Here is a 17,504-nt window from a genome sequence, read left to right as displayed (position 1 = left end):
TGCGCTATGTCGCTCACCGATACCGAATGGGACCTCGTCACGGAATGGGTCCGGGACCACCTTTTCATCGTCGGATCCCCCCGCGCCCGCCTGATCCAGTTCGGTTTCTCCGAGGATTTCGTCGGGGATATCCCTTTCGGGGATTCCGGATCGAGCAGCGAACAGGCCGTGGCACTGGTCGAGGCAGTGCGGAACAGGGGGGTCACCTCCCAGCTCCAGCTGCTCGACACCCTCTCCCGGCTCGACTCCCTGACCTCCATTCCCGCAGGTGAGGTAACCCTGCGGTTGAAGCGGGAGCTCGACGACGCAACCCGGCTGCACACCTCTCCGCGGGACCACTACCTGGCCGGCGTACTGAAGAACGGCGCCGAGGTTTTCATCGACCGGCTGGATCTGAGGAAACGACTGCGGGAATTCGTCGAAGACCCCGACAAAACGGTTCTGGTGGTGGACGGGGAACCGGACAGCGGCCGTTCGTACACCTACAATTTCATTCGCCATCTCGGTGTCCACTGTGAATTCCGCCCGGTGCGGGTGACCCTCAACCAGACCTCGACGGCCGAACAGGTGGTGCAGCGGCTCGCCGAGTTCGTCGCCGACCCCCGCACCGGCATCTCGCCGTTGAATCCCACACAGTTGAACGATCCACTGCCCTCGGTGGACGCCGCCGTGCACCGCATCGTCAGCCAGGCCACCGCCGCCAGCGAGCAGTTCTGGCTGGTCCTCGACGAGTGCGACAAGCTGGACGTCAACTCCGACGTCTGGGACTGCATCGGCAAGCTCGCCCTGGCCATCTACGAACACACCCCGGTCCGCCGGCACACCGCCCCGCGGCTGGTGCTGCTCGGCTACTCGGCAACGATGCGGCAGCTCCCGTACGAAATACACAAGAACGAGGTCCGGGACACCGCCCGGGTGGCCGAGGACGAGGACCTCCGGCAGTTCTTCCGGCAGTTCTTCGGCGAGACCCCGGCGCCCGACACCGCCGCGCCGCCCGACGAACACGGGATCACAGCCCTGGTGGAGACGGTGGTCCCGACCGTGCTGCGCGCCGCCCGGGCCCCGGGCGGCGACAGCTACATGCGCAAGGTGTGCACCGCCGCCGAGGAGACCGTCCGCCTCTACCGGTCCCTCGCGCCCGGCCAGGACTTCGCGGCCCTGCTCGGCGAGCGGCTGTGTGCCGCGGCCACCGCTCCGCAGCCGGCACCCGTGCCCGGCCTGCGGCAGGCCTACCGGGCGGCGGCCTGTCTGCTCACCCGGTTCGATCCCGCCCGGCTCCGGCTGCCCGGCGAGGCGGAGCCCACCGGCCGGGCGGACCTGGAGCTCGTGCACGACTGCCGGGCCGTGGGCGCCCGGTCCACGGTCGCCTGGGTCCTCAAGCCGGAGATCCGCGACACCGCCCTGCGCAGCCTCACCGGCCCCGAACAGGCCCGGCTGGCCCTGCTCGCCAACCAGGACCAGTTCCCGCCCGGCCCGGGCCCCGAACGCACCGCCCTGGCCTATCTCGGCGGCACTCCCCCGGACCTGCCCCGCCAGAACCTCGACGAACTGCCGCACACCCTGCAGGCCGTACTGTGGCTCGCCCAGATCCCCGGCGTCACCGGCATCCCCGACCCGGCGGTGGTGCAGCGGCTGCTGGAGCGGGCCCGGCTGCTCCAGCCCCTGGAACGCCTGGTCCGGGACTCCTTCCAGGGCCGCACCCGGGAACTCGCCGAGCTGCGCGCCTACATCGGGCTGCCGCCCGATTCGCCGCACGGCCGGCTGGCGCAGGCCCGGGAGAGCATCACCCAGGCCGTGGGCAGCGGCCCGGTGCCGCCCCTGCTGCTCCACGGACTCGGCGGCATCGGCAAGAGCACCCTGCTCGCCAAGTTCCTCCTGGACGGCCTGCGGGACTTCCCCTCCGGGTTCCCCTTCGCGTACGTGGACTTCGAGCGGCCCACCCTGTCCGTACACGAACCGGCCACCCTGATCGCCGAGATGGCCCGCCAGCTCGGCATCCAGTACCCCGGCCACCGGGTGGCCTTCGACGCCCTCGCCCACGAGTGCGAGGAGACCGCCGGGGCCCACCGGGCGGAGCAGGGCGCCGTGGACGAGCTGTTCCGGCTGTCCACCACCCGGGCGACCCTGGCCCGGGAGTCCTCCTCCGGACTGCACGCCATGACCGCCGCCCGCGAGGCCGACCTGGCCCGCCGGCTCGGCACGCTGGTCGTCCGGGCGGTGGGTGTGCCCCCGGACCGCCCGCAGCCCCCGCTGGTGCTCGTGATCGACTCCTTCGAGGCGGCCCAGTACCGCGGTTCACCGGTGCTCGGCAGGCTCTGGGCCGTCTGGTACGCCCTTCAGGCCGCCCACCCCCGGCTGCGGAACATCGTGTCCGGACGGCTGCTGGCGGACCACCCGGCCCGGGTGGTGCAGCCGCGGACCATCGAGCTTGGCGAGCTCGATCCGGAGGCCGCGGTGGCCGTGCTGGTGGCCGGCGGGGTGACCGACGGACGGCTCGCCGAGGAACTCGCCGCCCGGGTGGGCGGACACCCGCTGAGCCTGAAACTGGCCGCGCGGGCCGCCGTACAGGAGGGCGCCGGGGCGGAGTCGGTGAGCGAGCTCATCGAGAGCCTGCCCGCCCGCCGCCGGCACTTCTTCCACAAGGTCGACCAGATGCTCATCCAGGGCACCCTGTACGAGCGGATCCTCAAGCGCATCGGGGACGACGAGGTCCGGGCCCTGGCCCAGGCGGGGCTGGCCCTGCGCAGCATCACCCCCGAGCTGGTCCGGGAGGTGCTCGCCGAACCGTGCGGGCTCCGGGTGGACTCCGAGGAGGCGGCCGACCGGCTGTTCGGCCTGCTGTCCCGGCTCGACCTCGTGGAGTCGGCCGGCCCCGGCGCCGTCCGCCACCGCGCCGACCTGAGGGCCATCATGCTGCGGCTGGCCGACCGGGGCCGGGCCGACCTGATGCGGAGCGTCGGCCGGCGGGCGGTGGTCCACTACGCGGCCCGCGAGGGGCCGGAGGCCCGTGCCGAGGAGATCTACCACCGGCTGCGGCTCAACGAGAACCCGCGCACGGTGGAGCAGCGCTGGGTGCCCGGGCTGGAACGGTTCCTCGTCGGCGCCGACCTGGACATGGCGGGCCGGTCCGCCGCCTACCTGGCCGGACACCTCGGCGGCCACACCCCCGACGAGGTGATGGCGGAGGCCGATCAGGAGGACTGGGAGCGGATCGCCGCCCGCGAGGTCGAGGACCTGCTGTCCCAGGAGTACACGGACGCCGCCGCGGCCCGGCTGGCGGAACGCCGGCCCTGGACCGCCGGCAGCCCGCTGCACCCGCTGTGGGTGGAGACCCTGGACCGGCAGGGCCGCCGTGCGGAGGCCAGGAAGGCCGCGGACGAGGCCGCGGACCGCGCGGACGAGGCCGGTTTCCCCGAGCTCCAGCTGGAACTGCTGCTGTTGTCCGCCCGGCTGGCGGAGGCGGACGGGGACCTGGGCGAGGCCGCCGACGACCTGGCGGAGGCCGAGGAGATCGCCACCGGGCTCGGCCGGGACTTCGAGGCGATGGGTGCGCTGCTGGCCCGGGCCCGGCTGGGCGCCGCCGCGGAGCGGCCCGATCCGGAGGTCGGCGACCGGCTCGCGGACCGGCTGCGCCGGTTGCCCGATGCCGAAGTCGTCCGGCAGCCCGCCCTGGTGCGGGCCGTGGCGGCCGAGGTGTCCCAGGACCATCCGCAGGTCCTGGAGCACACCCTGGACGTGGTGGGCCTGCCGGCGGGCGAACAGGCGGTACTGGACACCCTCGAACAGGCGATCGGGGAGGCGGTCGCCCACCGGCCCGAGCTGCGGGCGGCGCTGCGGAACCTGCTGGAGAACGCGGCGGGCCCGCCGGACGCGAGGTCCGACACCGGGGGCACGCACACCGGGGTGACGGGCATCCTGCGCGAGGCGCAGCGCCGGGGCACCCTGGACCGGCTCGCCGGGCGGCTGCTCGCCCTGGACGACCGGAGCGGAGAACTGGTCTCGGGCGTCGCGGCGGCCATGAGCGCCGGCCCCGCCCCGCCCGTCCTCACCCCTGTCGCCCTGGCTCCGACCGGAGTGACCGGAGGGGCGGCGGGAACGAAAGGAACGGCGGGAACAACAGGAACGACGGGAACGACGGGGACGAGCGGGGGCACGGCGGAAGGGAACGGCCACCGAGCGGCCTGATCGACATGAGCGACCCGTATCTCCCGCAGGACGACATCGTGAAGCTGCGCGATACCGCCGTGGAGCAGGGGCTGGCCGATCCCATGCTCCGGCGCCTGCTCTTCGAGGGCGTCCTCCCCAAGTACCGCGGCTCGCTGCCGATGCTCCCGGCCCCCGGCCAGCAGGTCCACTCCGACCTGAACGAGATGAACCGGGTGGAGCGGCTGATCGACGGCACCGTCCCGCTCGCGGTCTGGCTGCGGAACTCCGTCGGCCAGCTCAGCGACGCCGCCGCCCGGGACGTGTTCCAGGACGCCCTGGACCGGGTGGTGCGCGATGCCGCGGGCGAACCCGACGTGGCACCGGACGTCCCCACCGGGGAGACCAAGGAGGAGATCGTCTTCCGGGACGACACGGTGCCGTTCGAGTTCCTCGGCGGCGGCGCCCTGGCCGGCACCTCGGTGGCCCGGGTCAAGGTGCTCCCGTACGCCGGGGGCGCCCTGCTCCAGCCGCTGGCCCTGCCGCACACCGGCACGGGCTGGCTGATCGCCCCCGGCCTGCTGGTGACCAACCACCATGTGGTCAACGCCCGCAAGCGCACCGCCGTCGAGCGCCCCGTGGTGGACCCGGCGGACCTGCGGCTCCAGGCCCTGGGCTCCCGGTCCCGGTTCGACTACCTCGCCGAGGACGAGGGCGACGCCGGGGCCACCCCCGAGCTGTCCGCCGCCGAACTCCTGGCCTGGGACGAGGAACTCGACTACGCGGTCCTGCGGCTGGCGGACGCACCGCCCCGGCCCTTCCTCCGGGTGGCCACCGAACCCCTGACGGTCACCCCGGACGTCCCGGTCGCGGTCAACATCATCCAGCACCCGGGAGGCGAGCCGAAGCGGATCGCCCTGCGCAACAACCTGGTCTTCGAGGCGGACGAGACGGACCTGCGCTACTTCACCGACACCCGGGGCGGTTCCTCCGGCTCCCCCGTCCTCACCGACGACTGGACGGTGGTGGCCCTGCACCGCGGTACCCGCCGTGTCTCCGACGTCAGCTTCCAGGGCAAGAGCACGGCCTTTGTGAACGTGGGCACCCAACTGAGCGCCCTCATGCGGCATCTGCGGGAGAACAGCCCGCAGGTCCATGCCGAGATCACGGCGGCCCAGTCCGCCCTGAGCCGGCCCCCGCAACCCCAGGAGGTGTGAGATGCGCGGTGGTTCCCCGGTGGCGACCGGGCCCGAGCAGGTCTTCCGCGAGGACCTGCTGGAGGTCGCCGCACGTGTACGCAAGGGTCTGGACGAGGAGATCTCCGAGTCCGCCGTGCCCGAGGAGGCCCACCCGCCGCAGGAGGCGACCGCCGCGCAGGTCGAGCGGGCCGCCCACGACGAGCGGGCCCGGGTGCTGGCGGCCGGGGTGCGCGGGCTGGAGAAGCTGGCCGCGGGCCGCGCCGACGACGTGGACGAGGACGAGCACTTCGGGCTGGAGGCGATCGTCCTGCTCGAGGGCCGGCCGGCGATCCTGGTCCAGGGCATGGACTTCGCCCCGCAGCTCGGCGACTGGGCGATCCTGGACGGCCAGCGGGCCGGCATCCGAGAGTCCCTCGCCCGGGTGGGCCGGGTGGAGGTCACCGGCCATCCGGATCTGGACTGGCTGGGCACCGGCTTCCTGGTGTCGCCGGACGTGGTGATGACCAACCGGCACGTGGCCGCCGAGTTCACCCGCGCCGACGGCCGGGGCGGGTTCTCCTTCCGCCCGGGCATGGGCGCGCGCATCGACACCGCGGAGGAACTGGGCGGACCGGTGTCCGACGGTTCCTTCGAGTTCGCGGTCACCGAGGTGCTGGGCATCCACCCGCAGGTGGACATGGCGCTGCTGCGGGTGGCCCCGGCCTCGGGCGGCGGCGGAACGCTGCCCACCCCGCTGCCGGTCGCCGCGGACGCCCCGCCGGATCTGGCGGGCCGGGCCGTGTACGTGGTGGGGTACCCGGCGGCGGACGGCCGCCGTAACGAACCCGAGGCGATGAGCCGGATCTTCATGGACATCTACAACGTGAAGCGGCTCCAGCCGGGCACCGCGACGGCCCTGCTGCCGGACGGCCTCACGATGACCCACGACTGCTCCACCCTGGGCGGGAACAGCGGCTCCCCGGTCTTCGACCTGGCCGATCACCGGGTGCTGGGGCTGCACTTCGGCGGCCGGTTCCGGTCCGGCAACTTCGCCGTTCCGCTGTTCGCGCTGGCCGAGGACCCGCTGCTGGAGCGGGCCGAGGTCAACTGGGTCTGAAGGCCGGAAGACGGCTGGCCGTCATCCGTCGCCGTACGCCTCGCCGCCGAGCTCGAATCCGGCGGTGCCGGCGGTGGTGTCGGCCAGCCAGGCCCTGAAGGCATCGATATCGGACTCGGGGAGGCCGATGTCCAGGGAGACGGCCTCCCCGTAGCGGACGTCCAGGACGGTGCGGCCGGTGGAGCGCAGGTCGTTCTGGGTCTTCCCGGCCCGCTGGTGGTCCACGGTGACGGTGGCCAGCCGGTAGCGGTGCCGGGTGACGGTGCCGAGCGCGTCCAGGGCCTCGCCCACCACCCCGCCGTATGCGCGGATCAGCCCGCCGGCCCCCAGTTTGACCCCGCCGTAGTAGCGGGTGACCACGGCCACCGCGTAGCGGATGTCGCGCCGGGTGAGCATCTGGAGCATCGGGACTCCGGCGGTGCCGCCCGGCTCGCCGTCGTCACTGGCCTTCTGCACCGAGGCGTCCGCCCCGATCACGTACGCGTAGCAGTTGTGCGAGGCGGTGGGGTGCTCCCTGCGGATGCGGGCGACGAACTCCTGCGCCTCCTGCTCGGTCGCGGCGGGCGCGAGCGCGCAGATGAACCGGGAGCGGTTGATCTCCGACTCGTGCACGCCCTCCCGGGCGACCGTCACGTACTGGTCTGCGTTCACCTCTCCACCCTAAGCGGAGCGGGAACGGGGAATCGGACCCGCCTCCCGGCCGTTGATCCCTGGTGCGGGCCGGCAGCGGGCCGGCCCCGCGAGCAGCAGGAGGCGGCACGCGTGTACGGCGACCCGGCAACCATCCGCACCATCCTCACCGAGCTCGGGGACACCTGGGCCGTGGTGGGCCTGTCCAACAACCGGGACCGGGCGGCGTACGGGGTGGCGCAGGTCCTCCGGAGGTACGGCAAGCGGGTGATCCCGGTCCACCCGAAGGCCGAGGCGGTCGACGGCGAGCAGGGCTACGCCTCGCTGGAGGCGATCCCCTTCCCGGTGGACGTGGTCGACGTGTTCGTGAACAGCGCGCTGGCCGGCCCGGTGGCCGACCAGGCCGCGGCGGTGGGGGCGCAGGCCGTCTGGTTCCAGCTCGGTGTGGTCGACGAGGCGGCGTACGAGCGGACCCGGGCGGCGGGGCTGCACATGGTGATGGACCGCTGCCCCGCGATCGAGCTCCCGGCACTCGTCTGATCCCGGCCGGCGTCCGGTAGTCGAACAGCCGTGTGATGTACTCACGTCTGCTCTTTCTGCACGTCTGTGCGCTTGCACGTCTGCTCGTCTGCTCTGTGAGGTCCTGCCATGACCGCCCTGTTCGCCTTGGCCACCGCCGTGCTCTGGGGGTTCGCCGACTTCGGCGGCGGCCTCCTGACCCGGCGGCTGCCCGCGCTCACGGTGGTGATGGCCTCCCAGGTGATCGCCGTGGTGGTGCTCGGCGCGATCGTGCTGGGCACCGGTGCCTGGCGGGAGGCCGGCCCCCAGCTCTGGTACGCGGTGGCCGCCGGCCTGGTCGGGCCGGTTGCCATGTTCAGCTTCTACAAGGCGCTGGCGATGGGCCCGATGGGGGTGGTGTCCCCGCTGGGCTCGCTCGGCGTGGTGGTTCCGGTCGGGGTGGGTCTGGCGATCGGTGAGCGGCCGGGACTCGGCCAGGTCGCCGGGATCGCGGTCGCGGTGGTCGGCATCGTGCTGGCGGGCGGCCCCGAACTCCGCGGTGCCCCGGTGCAGCGGCAGGCGATCGTGCTGACACTGGTCGCCGCGTTCGGCTTCGGCGCGGTGATGGCGCTGATCGCGGAGGCGTCCACCACCGTGACCGGTCTGTTCCTGGCGTTGTTCGTGCAGCGGGTCACCAATGTGGCGGCGGGCGGCACCGCGCTGTGGGTGCAGGCCCGGCGCGGCCGTCCGGTGCTGCCGCAGGGGACGGGGCTGAAGGACCTGTGGCGGCTGGTGCCGGCCCTGGCCTTCGTCGGCCTGGCCGATGTCGCGGCCAACGGCACGTACTCGATCGCCGCGCAGAACGGCCCGGTGACCGTGGCCGCCGTGCTCTCCTCGCTGTATCCGGTGGTCACGGCGCTGGCCGCATTCGCCCTCCTGAAGGAGCGGCTGCGCATGGTCCAGGCGGCCGGCGCGGGCCTCGCCCTCGCCGGCACCGTCCTGCTGGCGGCCGGCTGACTAAGATCCCGCGTCGGCCGTGCGGTCGAGTTCGGCCAGGGCGCGCAGTTGTTCCGGGGTGACCCCGTCCGGGATGGGCACCGGGGCCGGGGTGCGCAGCGGAGGCTGCCAACCGGTGTCGGGCTCCCACCGGCGTACGATCCGCGCGGGCGCTCCCGCCACCACCGCGTGGTCGGGCACCTCGCCCCGTACGACGGCCCCCGCGGCCACCACCACATTGCGGCCGAGCCGGGCCCCGGGCAGGATCACCGCTCCGGTGCCGAGCCAGCAGCCGGGGCCGATCTCCACCGGTGCGCTGCGCGGCCACTGCCGGCCGACCGGCTCGTGCGGGTCGTCGTAGCTGTGGTTGGTGGAGGTGATGTACACCCCGGGGCCGCAGAAGGTGTCGTTGCCGATGGAGATCCGGGCGTCGGCGATGACATGGCTGCCGCGGCCGAGCACCACGCCGTTGCCGAGGATCAGCATGGGGTCCGGGCCGAGGTCGAGGTCGGGCATCATCCCGGCGGTGAGGGTGACCTGCTCGGCGATGATGCAGTGCTCGCCGAGCCGGATCCAGGGGGCGCCGAAGACGGTGCCCTGCGGGAAGGCGAGCCGGGTGCCGCTGCCGATTGCGCCGAACCGGTGTCCGCCGGGGTTCTCGGCGGTGACCGCGCCGGCCTGCTGCATCCAGCGCCACCCGGCGTGGACGGCACGGCTGGCGGCCCGGCGGCGCCAGGCCGCCAGGGATGAGAACGTGTTTCTGTTCTTCGGCACCCGGCCACGGTAATGCGCACGGTCGCGGAGGGCCGGACCGGGATCCTGTGATCTTCACCCCATCGTCTACGGTGCTGGCAGCGCGGCATCCGGTACACAAGAGGAGAAGAGACCACACATGGCGTATCCGTCGGATCGGGCACTGGTCGCGGGCGTGGGCGGGAAGAGCCCGCAGATCGACCCGGAGGCCTTCACCGCGCCCACCTCGGTGGTGATCGGCGATGTCACGCTGGCCGCCGGCTCGAGCATCTGGTACTCGGCGGTGCTGCGGGCCGACTGCGGTCCGATCGTGCTCGGCGCGGACAGCAACGTCCAGGACAACTGCACCCTCCATGTGGACCCCGGCTTCCCGGTCTCCATCGGCGAGCGGGTGTCGATCGGCCACAACGCGGTGGTGCACGGCTGCACGGTGGAGGACGACTGCCTGATCGGCATGGGCGCCACCGTCCTCAACGGTGCGGTGATCGGCGCCGGTTCGCTGGTGGCGGCCCAGGCGCTGGTGCCGCAGGGCATGGTGGTACCGCCCGGCTCGCTGGTGGCGGGGGTGCCGGCGAAGGTCCGGCGCGAGCTCACCGAGGAGGAGCGGGAGGGCATCCGCCTGAACGCGGCGATGTACCTGGAACTGGCGAAGCAGCACCGCGCCTCGGTGGGCTGACCTCCCGGCCCCCTGAGCCCGGGTCCCGGGCTCAGGGCCCCGCCTTCAGGCCCGGTCGGCCAGGGCCGGCTCGGCCGCGGCGGCGGGCTGCTCCGGCACCGCGTCGCCGGCTGCGGCCTCCGCCGCGGCGGCAGCGGCGCCCTTGGCCGCGCGCCGCTTCAGCACCAGCATCGAGGTCACTCCGACGAGCACCGCCAGCACCAGCCCCAGCCAGGAGAACCGCTTCAGCCAGGCCTCCGCGACGATGCCGACGTAGTAGATGACGGCCGTGGTGCCGCCCGCCCACAGGATGCCGCCGAAGACATTGGCGATCAGGAACTTCCAGTACGGCATGTGGAGCACGCCCGCCAGCGGACCGGCGAAGATCCGCAGCAGGGCCACGAACCGGCCGAAGAAGACGGCCCACATGCCCCACTTCTGGAAGGACCGCTCCGCCATCGCGATGTTGTGCTCGCCGAAGTGCTTGGGGAACCGCTTCCCCAGCCGCTCCAGCAGCGGCTTGCCGCCGCGCCGTCCGATCGCGTAGCCGATCGAGTCTCCGACGATCGCACCGGTGGTGGCGCAGATGCCCAGGACCAGCGGGTCGATCTCCCCGTGCTGCGAGGCCAGCAGGGCCGAGCTCACCAGGATGATCTCGCCCGGCAGCGGGATGCCCAGGCTCTCCAGTCCGATGACCAGTCCCACCAGGAGATAGATCACCACCGCCGGAACGGTTTCCAGCCATTCCTGGATGTGCACCGGTACGTCCTCCAGATCGTGCCCGCGGCGGGCCCTCGCCGTCCCCGCGGCGGGCCCCGGCGCGTCCCCTGCGACGCACCCGACCGGGCAGCCTACCGGCTCCGGACCACTGCTTTCGTCCGGAGCAGCAGTTCCCGGGAGGACCGTCCCACGAACAGCTCCCGGCGGCCGGTCCCCAGCACCCAGGCGTGTCGGCCCGGGTCCCAGGAGGACAGGGAGCGCCGGTCGATGTCGACGGTGACCCGGCACTCCTCACCCGGGGCGAGGGTCAGCCGCCGGTATCCGGCCAGTGCGCGGACGGCCTGGGCGAGCTTCAGATCGGGCGAGGGCCCGAGGTAGACCTGGGCCACCTCGGTGCCCCGGCGGCGGCCGGTGTTGCGGACGGTGAACTCCACCCGCAGGCCGCCGCCCTGGGGCCGGACGGCGGGCCGGCCGTACTGCCAGGTGGTGTACGACAGCCCGTGCCCGAACGGGAACAGCGGGGTCTGGCGCTGAGCGTCGTACCAGCGGTGGCCGATCCGGATGCCCTCGGTGTACTCCTGCCGGCCGGCCACCCCCGGATAGCGCAGCGGATCGCCGCCGACCGGGTGGGTGCGCTCGTCCGCGGGGAAGGTCTGGGTGAGCCGGCCGCCCGGGTCGGCGTCCCCGAAGAGCAGGTCCGCGGTGGCGCCCGCGCCCTCCTGGCCGGGCTGGTACATCTGCAGGACCGCTCCGGTGCCCGCCAGCCACGGCATGGTGGTGGCGGAGGAGGTGTGGAGCACCACCGTGGTCCGCGGGTTGGCCGCCGCCACCGCCTCGATCAGCTGCGGCTGGCCGCCGGGCAGGCCGAGGGTGGTGCGGTCGGTGCCCCCGGCGGCCTCCTCGTGGGCGAAGAGCACCACGCTGCGGGCCGCCTTGGCCGCCCGTACCGCCTCGGCGAGGTCGGCGGCCCGCGTGGCCTTGGTGGTGTGGCGCAGCCGGAACCGCCGGCTGCCCGCTGTACCCCGGGCGGTGACGGCGAGCCGGTGCGGGCCGGCCTTGAGGGCGAGGGTGCGGCGGTGCACGGTGAGCCCGTCCGGAGCGGTGCCGAGCAGTCCGCCGGAGCCGTGGGGGGCGGCTCCGTGGAAGAGTTCCGCGCCGTCCAGCCGTACCTCGGGCAGTTGCCCGGAGTGGTGGAGCAGCAGGGTCCACTCGTCGGCGGCGGGCAGGGTGAAGGTGCCCGTCCAGCTCCAGCTGCGGCCCGCGCCGATCCGCCGGTCGTCGAGGTCGACCGGCGGGGTGAGCAGTCCGGCGGGCAGCGGCCGGCCGTGGACGTCCTCGCCGAGGGCGTAGCGGACGGTGGCGGTCCGCCCGGCCCGCTTCTTGATGGCGGTCAGCGGTGTGGTCGTGGGGTGGCCCCGCGTCCCGGCCGTCCAGGCGCCGGTGGGGCCGATGACGGCGATCGACCGGGCGGCGGGGCCGGTCAGCGGCAGGGTGCCGCGTTCGTTGCGCAGCAGGACGGCCCCTGCGGTGGCGATCCGGCGGGCGGTCCGGGCGCCGGCCACCGGGTCCCGCGGGGGCCGGCGGGGTGCCCGCCCGTCGAGCAGGCCGAACCGGTCCAGGGTGCCGAGGAGCCGGCGGACGGCCTGGTCGACGGCGGGTTCGGAGACCGAGCCGCCGCGGACCGCCTGCCGCAGCGGTTCGCCGAAGTGGGTGCCGCCGGGCATTTCCATGTCGAGGCCGGCGGTGATGGCGGCGACGGTGCTGCGGGCGGCGTTCCAGCCGGAGATCACCCAGCCGTCGAACCGCCAGCGGGCGCGCAGCAGTTCCTCGAGCAGCGGCCGGCTCTCGCCGGCGTGGATGCCGTTGACCTTGTGATCGGCGGCCATGACCGCTCCGGCGCCGGCCGCCACGGCGGCTTCGAAGCCGCGCAGTTCGGTCTCGTGGAGGGCCTGTTCGCCGATGCTCACGTCCACGGTGCCGCGGCCCTGCTCCTGGTTCTGAAGGGCGAAGTGGCCGACGGCGGCGATCAGGCCCTCGTCCTGGATGCCGCGGACCACCTGGGCGACCAGGTCGGCGGTCAGCCGGGGGTCCTCGGCGAAGCGCCGGTCGTTCCGGCCTGCGTAGGGGGTGCGGATCAGGTTGGCGTTGGGTGCGAGCAGGATGTCCTGGCCCAGCGCCCGGCCTTCGCGGCCGAGGACCCGCCCGTACTCGCGTGCCAGGCCCGGATCGAAGGCGGAGGCGAGGAGGACGGGCGCGGGCAGCACGGTTGCCGCTGCGGCCACCCGTACGCCGGCGGTGCCCTCGGCGAGCCGCAGGGGCGGAATGCCCAGCCGGGGTACGCCGGGCAGATAGCCGGCCTGGCCGAGGGGGGCGGGGTCCGGCCGGCCGTGCAGCAGGGCGGTCTTCTCCTCCAGGGTGAGCCGCTCCAGCAGGGCTTCGACCCGGGCGGCGCGTGCCGGGCGGGGCGCTCCGGGTGGTGCGGCCCCGGCCGGGGGCGGGCTCGTGGCGGAGCCCGGGCCGGCTCCGGGGGGCAGGTCTGCCACGCAGCCGCCGGCCCCGGCGGCCCCCAGGGCGGCGCCGGCCGCTCCGAGCAGCCGGAGAGCGGATCGTCTGGACACGGCCTCGCTCATGGGCGCTCCCTGCGGCGGCGTCGGCGGAACGGCCCGCTCCGGACCGCCCCGCCCACTGTGCGCCCGCCGGCCCGTCCCGCCGGTCAGACGCGCGGCCGGGGGCGGCCCGTTCAGCTGTTGGGACGCAGGGTCCAGACGACGGTCATCTCGCCGGTCACGGCCTCGTCGGAGTCGCGCTGGATGGTGATGGCCACCGGGAACTCCGGGCGGCCTCCGGCGTCGAGTTCGGCGATGACCTCGGCGGCCGGGCGGCCGAGGGTGGCGGTCGCGGTGACCGGGCCCTTGGCGACCTTCTTGTAGCCGATGGAGGCGCTGACGGCGAGCGGGACGGCCCGGCCGAGCTGCTCCTGGAAGGCCGCGAGGACGATCGCGCCGCTCGCCGACTCGGCCAGGGTGAACATGGCTCCGGCGTGCGGGCCCTGGATGTGGTTGTGGTACTCGGGCTGGTCCGGGAGGCGGAAGACCGCGCGCTCCGGCGTGGTCTCCACACACTCGAGGTTCAGGGTGCGGACCATCGGCACCGTCGCGGCGAGCAGTTCGCCCATGTTCTTCTGTTCTGCGCTCATGAGCTCGGATGTTACCCACGAGTAGCAGGTATTGGCCAGACCCTGGGGAGGGGTGGCCGTGGCTCCGCCCACCCCCTCCCACTATCGTTACCGGCCATGTGGCCAGGACAGCAGCAGCAGCCCGGGGGCGAGCAGAACCCCAACGACCCCCACGCCCCCCACCAGAACCCGTACCAGCAGCAGCAGCCCGGGCAGCCGAACCCGTACCAGCAGCCTGCGTACGGACAGCCGCAACAGCCGGGCTACGGCTACCCGCAGCAGCCGCCCGCCCCGCAGCCCTGGGGCCCGGCTCCGGCGCAGCCCCCGCTGCCCCCGCAGGGCGGCGGCTCCGGATCGTCCAACTCGACCAAGACCGTGGCCATCGTCGCGGCCTCCGCCGTGGTCGTGGCGGCGGCCGTCACCGGCGCCTTCGTGCTGACCCGGGACGGCGAGAAGACCAACGAGGCCGACAACAACAAGCCCCAGAACTCCGTCTCCGCGCCGGCGAGCTCGCCCGCGACCTCGCCGACGGCCGCCCAGCCCACCGACAACCCGCGCGCGGGCGGAGCGATCCAGCCGGTCATCCCCGGCTGGAAGGTGGTCGTCAACCCGAAGTACGGCGTGGCCTTCGACGTCCCGCCGGAGTGGAAGGTGCTGGGCTCCGGCGTCTCCTCGGGCATCACGGACGAGACCAAGAAGGACGGCATGCCGGTCATCAGCATGTCCGCGCCCGCGTACCTGAAGGAAGAGTGGTGCACGGTCGACGAGGACAAGGACGGTGACACCGAGGAGTGGTCCCTGGCCGCCACCGGCGTGAAGGGCGCCAACGGCGCGAAGGACACCGGCCAGGCCGCCTACGACAACACGGGCAGCTGGGTGTGGGCCGGCTATGCGCAGAAGGAGCCGAAGGGCACCACCAAGGTGACCCAGCCCAAGGAGTACACCACCCAGTCCGGCCTCAAGGGCCACATGGTGACCGCCACGGCCACCGGCGTGAAGAAGCCGCACAAGTGCGCCTCGGACGGCAAGGGCATCGGCTTCGGCTTCAAGACGGCCAGCGGTGACTTCGCCAGCTGGGTGATGTACGGAGCGGCCGGCGTCAAGGACGAGTACCAGCAGGACGTGGCGGAGAAGGTCCTCAGCTCGATCCGGCTGACGGCCGGATAAAGGGTTTGGCAGAACGGCTTCGGCCGGGGATAGTCCGGGGGTGAGCCAACGCACCGCCTCCTCCCACCACCCCCGGGCACCCGGCCGGAGCCCTGCCTGGGCCGGCCGCAACTACCGCCTGCTCACGGCCTCTGCGGTCATCACCAACCTCGGCGCGCACGGCGCGCTGATCGCCACCGCGTTCGCCGTCCTGGAGGCCGGCGGCTCCAGCGGGGACGTGGGCCTGGTGGCGGCGGCCCGTACGCTCCCGCTCGTCCTGTTCCTGCTGGTCGGCGGCGCCCTCGCCGACCGGCTGCCGCGCCACCGCGTGATGGTCGCGGCCAACACCCTCAACTGCGTCTCCCAGGGCGCGTTCGCGGCCCTGGTGCTGCTCGGCGAGCCGCAGCTGTGGCAGATGATGGTCCTCACCGCGCTGTGCGGCACCGGCCAGGCCTTCTTCAACCCGGCCGCCGAGGGCATGTTGCTGGCCACCGTCTTCGGCGAGAACACCAACCGGCCCTTCGCGCTGTACCGGCTGGCCGTGAACGGCGCGGGCATCGGCGGTGCGGCACTCGGCGGGGCGATGATCGCCGCGATGGGGCCGGGCTGGGTGCTCGCGGTGGACTCCGCCGCCTTTGCCGTCGCGGGCCTGCTGCGCGCCTTCCTGGACGTCAGCGGCACCACGGAACGGAAGCCGGGCGGCGGACTGCTGTCCGACCTCCGCGAGGGCTGGGTGGAGTTCCGGAGCCGCTCCTGGCTCTGGAGCATCGTGCTCCAGTTCTCGGTGGTGGTGGCCGTGATCGGCGCCGCCGAGTCGGTGTACGGGCCGCTGGTCGCCCGGGAGCGGCTGGGCGGCCCCGCGCCCTGGGGCATCGCCCTGGCCTTCTTCGGCGTCGGCACCATCGCCGGAGCCGTGCTGATGATGTGGTGGAAGCCGCGCCGGATGCTGCTGGCCGCCACCCTGTGCGTGTTTCCGCTGGCACTGCCCTCCGCGGGGCTGGCGGTCCCGCTGCCCGCCTGGGGACTGTGCGTGGTGATGTTCGCCAGCGGGGTCGCGGTCGAGGTCTTCGGCGTCAACTGGATGGGGACGATGCACCAGGAGATCCCCGAGGACAAGTTCTCCCGGGTCTCCGCATACGACTGGTTCGGCTCGGTGTCGATGTTGCCGCTGGCCACCGCGCTGGCCGGACCGGCCGAGTCGGCGTTCGGGCGGACCGAGGCGCTGTGGGGCTGCGCCGCGCTGATCGTGCTGGTCACCGTGCCGGTGCTGCTGGTACCGGACGTCCGGAACCTGACCCGCCGCCCCGCGACCCCCGGGAACACCGTCCCGGCCACCACCATCCCGGGTGCCCCGGCCTCCTTGGCAGCCCCGGCTGCCCCCGCCACCCCGGGTGCCCCTGTGGGCACCCCGGCGGACCCGGGTGTCGATCAGATCGCCCGGTGAGCAGCCTCCCGTAGGCCGGAGCGGCCCGGCGCAGCGGGGCTGCGCCGGGGAAACCCCGCGCACCGGGGGCTGCGCCCGGCGGGACCGCGCGGGGCTGCGCCGACCGCCCTGGGCGCGGAGCGGCCACGCTCGACGGGCGGGGCGCCTGCGGCCTGCGGCCTGGGCTGCGGCCGTGGCCAGGGGCAGTCAGCTCAGGGAGAACGCGCCGGACGGCGGTGGCGGGGAAGGCGCCGCCTCGCGGTCGGGGACCTGGACGGCGGAGCCGATGAGCTTCGCCAGGGCCGGGCCCGCCACCACCCGGGCGGGAAAGGCGTCGGCCGCGCACCGCCGGGACAGGGCCTCGACCGGAAGCTCCGCGTCCGAGGCCAGCAGCACCGCGTTCCCGAACCGCCGCCCGCGCAGCACCGCCGGTTCCGCGATCAGCGCCAGCTCCGCGAACACCGACCGGAAGTTCGCCAGTTGGGCCCGCAGGAAACCGAACGGCGCCCCGTCGGCGAGGTTCGCCGCGTACAGCCCGCCGGGCCGCAGCACCCGCGCCACCTCCCGCGCGTACTCCACCGAGGCCAGCTGGGCCGGCACCCGCGAGCCGCCGAACACATCGGCGACCAGCACATCCGCGTCGGCCGCCGGCGCCTGCTCCAGCCAGGCCCTGGCATCGGCCGGGTACAGGGTCAGCCCCGCCTCCGCCGGCACCGGCAGGTGCTCGGTGACCAGCTCCAGCAGCGCGGCGTCGAACTCGACCACCTGCTGACGCGAGCCGGGCCGGGTCGCCGCGGCATAGCGCGGCAGGGTCAGTGCGCCGCCGCCCAGGTGAACCAGGTCCAGCGCCGCGCCCGGCTCCGCCGCGCAGTCCAGGACGTGCGCGAGGCGCCGTACGTACTCGAACTCCAGGTGCTCCGGATCGTCGAGGTCCACATACGACTGCGGTGCCCCGTCCACGGTCAGCAGCCATGCCCGGTCCCGGTCGACGTCCGGCATCAGCTTGGCGGTGCCCTGGCCCACGTCCCGGATCACCGGGATCTGCTCCTCGCTCACCGCACCATTGTGGG

The 17,504-nt window shown here is 73.7% G+C and carries 14 protein-coding genes; 8 read left to right on the top strand and 6 right to left on the bottom strand.

Annotation, left to right across the window (positions count from 1 at the left end; genetic code table 11):
• Positions 1-6 precede the first annotated feature (6 nt).
• Genes DEJ50_RS34140 through DEJ50_RS28870 form a run of 3 tightly spaced genes read left to right on the top strand, consistent with a single transcriptional unit; the run spans position 7 to position 6,438 of the window.
• Positions 7-4,185, top strand: a complete 4,179-nt coding sequence (locus DEJ50_RS34140; protein WP_190344749.1) for a hypothetical protein — start codon at positions 7-9, stop codon at positions 4,183-4,185.
• A gap of 5 nt (positions 4,186-4,190) precedes the next feature.
• Positions 4,191-5,360 (top strand): trypsin-like peptidase domain-containing protein, encoded by a 1,170-nt coding sequence (locus DEJ50_RS28875; RefSeq protein ID WP_150211001.1) that lies wholly within the window; start codon positions 4,191-4,193, stop codon positions 5,358-5,360.
• A gap of 1 nt (position 5,361) precedes the next feature.
• Entirely contained in the window at positions 5,362-6,438 is a 1,077-nt protein-coding gene (locus DEJ50_RS28870) for a trypsin-like serine peptidase (RefSeq protein WP_150211000.1), read from the top strand.
• Positions 6,439-6,459: 21 nt separating this feature from the next.
• On the opposite strand, the gene DEJ50_RS28865 is transcribed toward DEJ50_RS28870, so the two are convergent.
• Positions 6,460-7,089 carry a YigZ family protein gene (locus DEJ50_RS28865; protein WP_150210999.1) on the bottom strand — a complete coding sequence of 210 codons (630 nt, stop codon included), beginning with the start codon at positions 7,087-7,089 and terminating at the stop codon, positions 6,460-6,462.
• Positions 7,090-7,200: 111 nt separating this feature from the next.
• Here DEJ50_RS28865 and DEJ50_RS28860 point away from each other — a divergent pair, with 111 nt between their 5' ends.
• Together DEJ50_RS28860 and DEJ50_RS28855 are read left to right on the top strand one after the other, a co-directional pair.
• On the top strand, positions 7,201-7,608 hold the full coding sequence (locus DEJ50_RS28860) for a CoA-binding protein (RefSeq protein ID WP_150210998.1): 408 nt from the start codon (positions 7,201-7,203) through the stop codon (positions 7,606-7,608).
• A 108-nt stretch (positions 7,609-7,716) separates the two neighbouring features.
• Positions 7,717-8,583 (top strand): DMT family transporter, encoded by an 867-nt coding sequence (locus DEJ50_RS28855; protein WP_150210997.1) that lies wholly within the window; start codon positions 7,717-7,719, stop codon positions 8,581-8,583.
• Here the strand turns inward: DEJ50_RS28855 and DEJ50_RS28850 are convergent, their stop codons facing one another.
• Complete coding sequence (locus DEJ50_RS28850; protein ID WP_150210996.1) at positions 8,584-9,336, bottom strand: acyltransferase; 753 nt, start codon at positions 9,334-9,336, stop codon at positions 8,584-8,586.
• A gap of 118 nt (positions 9,337-9,454) precedes the next feature.
• Here DEJ50_RS28850 and DEJ50_RS28845 point away from each other — a divergent pair, with 118 nt between their 5' ends.
• Positions 9,455-9,991 (top strand): gamma carbonic anhydrase family protein, encoded by a 537-nt coding sequence (locus DEJ50_RS28845; protein ID WP_150210995.1) that lies wholly within the window; start codon positions 9,455-9,457, stop codon positions 9,989-9,991.
• Between the two features lie 45 nt (positions 9,992-10,036).
• On the opposite strand, the gene DEJ50_RS28840 is transcribed toward DEJ50_RS28845, so the two are convergent.
• The 3 genes from DEJ50_RS28840 to DEJ50_RS28830 all read right to left on the bottom strand — a co-directional run bounded on the left by DEJ50_RS28840 (position 10,037) and on the right by DEJ50_RS28830 (position 13,886).
• Entirely contained in the window at positions 10,037-10,729 is a 693-nt protein-coding gene (locus DEJ50_RS28840; RefSeq protein ID WP_150210994.1) for a DedA family protein, read from the bottom strand.
• Between the two features lie 92 nt (positions 10,730-10,821).
• Positions 10,822-13,320, bottom strand: a complete 2,499-nt coding sequence (locus tag DEJ50_RS28835) for a beta-glucosidase family protein (protein WP_150210993.1) — start codon at positions 13,318-13,320, stop codon at positions 10,822-10,824.
• A gap of 110 nt (positions 13,321-13,430) precedes the next feature.
• Positions 13,431-13,886, bottom strand: coding sequence for a DUF4442 domain-containing protein (locus tag DEJ50_RS28830; RefSeq protein ID WP_150210992.1), 456 nt, complete (start codon positions 13,884-13,886; stop codon positions 13,431-13,433).
• A 96-nt stretch (positions 13,887-13,982) separates the two neighbouring features.
• Here DEJ50_RS28830 and DEJ50_RS28825 point away from each other — a divergent pair, with 96 nt between their 5' ends.
• Both DEJ50_RS28825 and DEJ50_RS28820 read left to right on the top strand, forming a co-directional pair.
• Entirely contained in the window at positions 13,983-15,032 is a 1,050-nt protein-coding gene (locus tag DEJ50_RS28825) for a hypothetical protein (RefSeq protein WP_150210991.1), read from the top strand.
• Between the two features lie 40 nt (positions 15,033-15,072).
• Positions 15,073-16,455 (top strand): MFS transporter, encoded by a 1,383-nt coding sequence (locus DEJ50_RS28820; protein WP_150210990.1) that lies wholly within the window; start codon positions 15,073-15,075, stop codon positions 16,453-16,455.
• Positions 16,456-16,641: 186 nt separating this feature from the next.
• On the opposite strand, the gene DEJ50_RS28815 is transcribed toward DEJ50_RS28820, so the two are convergent.
• Complete coding sequence (locus DEJ50_RS28815) at positions 16,642-17,433, bottom strand: spermidine synthase (protein WP_150212421.1); 792 nt, start codon at positions 17,431-17,433, stop codon at positions 16,642-16,644.
• Positions 17,434-17,504 lie beyond the last annotated feature (71 nt).

This window comes from Streptomyces venezuelae, from assembly GCF_008642295.1.
GTDB classification, from domain to species: domain Bacteria; phylum Actinomycetota; class Actinomycetes; order Streptomycetales; family Streptomycetaceae; genus Streptomyces; species Streptomyces venezuelae_C.
Note: the sequence above shows the minus strand (reverse complement) of the source record. Positions and strands in the feature narration are given on the sequence as shown.

Bases quoted from the DNA above. Each gene is read 5' to 3' on its own strand.
- DEJ50_RS34140 (WP_190344749.1), top strand. From the start codon at position 7: ATGTCGCTCACCGATACCGAATGGGACCTCGTCACGGAATGGGTCCGG.
- DEJ50_RS28875 (WP_150211001.1), top strand. From the start codon at position 4,191: ATGAGCGACCCGTATCTCCCGCAGGACGACATCGTGAAGCTGCGCGAT.
- DEJ50_RS28870 (WP_150211000.1), top strand. From the start codon at position 5,362: ATGCGCGGTGGTTCCCCGGTGGCGACCGGGCCCGAGCAGGTCTTCCGC.
- DEJ50_RS28855 (WP_150210997.1), top strand. From the start codon at position 7,717: ATGACCGCCCTGTTCGCCTTGGCCACCGCCGTGCTCTGGGGGTTCGCC.
- DEJ50_RS28845 (WP_150210995.1), top strand. From the start codon at position 9,455: ATGGCGTATCCGTCGGATCGGGCACTGGTCGCGGGCGTGGGCGGGAAG.
- DEJ50_RS28835 (WP_150210993.1), bottom strand. From the start codon at position 13,320: ATGAGCGAGGCCGTGTCCAGACGATCCGCTCTCCGGCTGCTCGGAGCG.
- DEJ50_RS28830 (WP_150210992.1), bottom strand. From the start codon at position 13,886: ATGAGCGCAGAACAGAAGAACATGGGCGAACTGCTCGCCGCGACGGTG.
- DEJ50_RS28825 (WP_150210991.1), top strand. From the start codon at position 13,983: ATGTGGCCAGGACAGCAGCAGCAGCCCGGGGGCGAGCAGAACCCCAAC.
- DEJ50_RS28815 (WP_150212421.1), bottom strand. From the start codon at position 17,433: ATGCCGGACGTCGACCGGGACCGGGCATGGCTGCTGACCGTGGACGGG.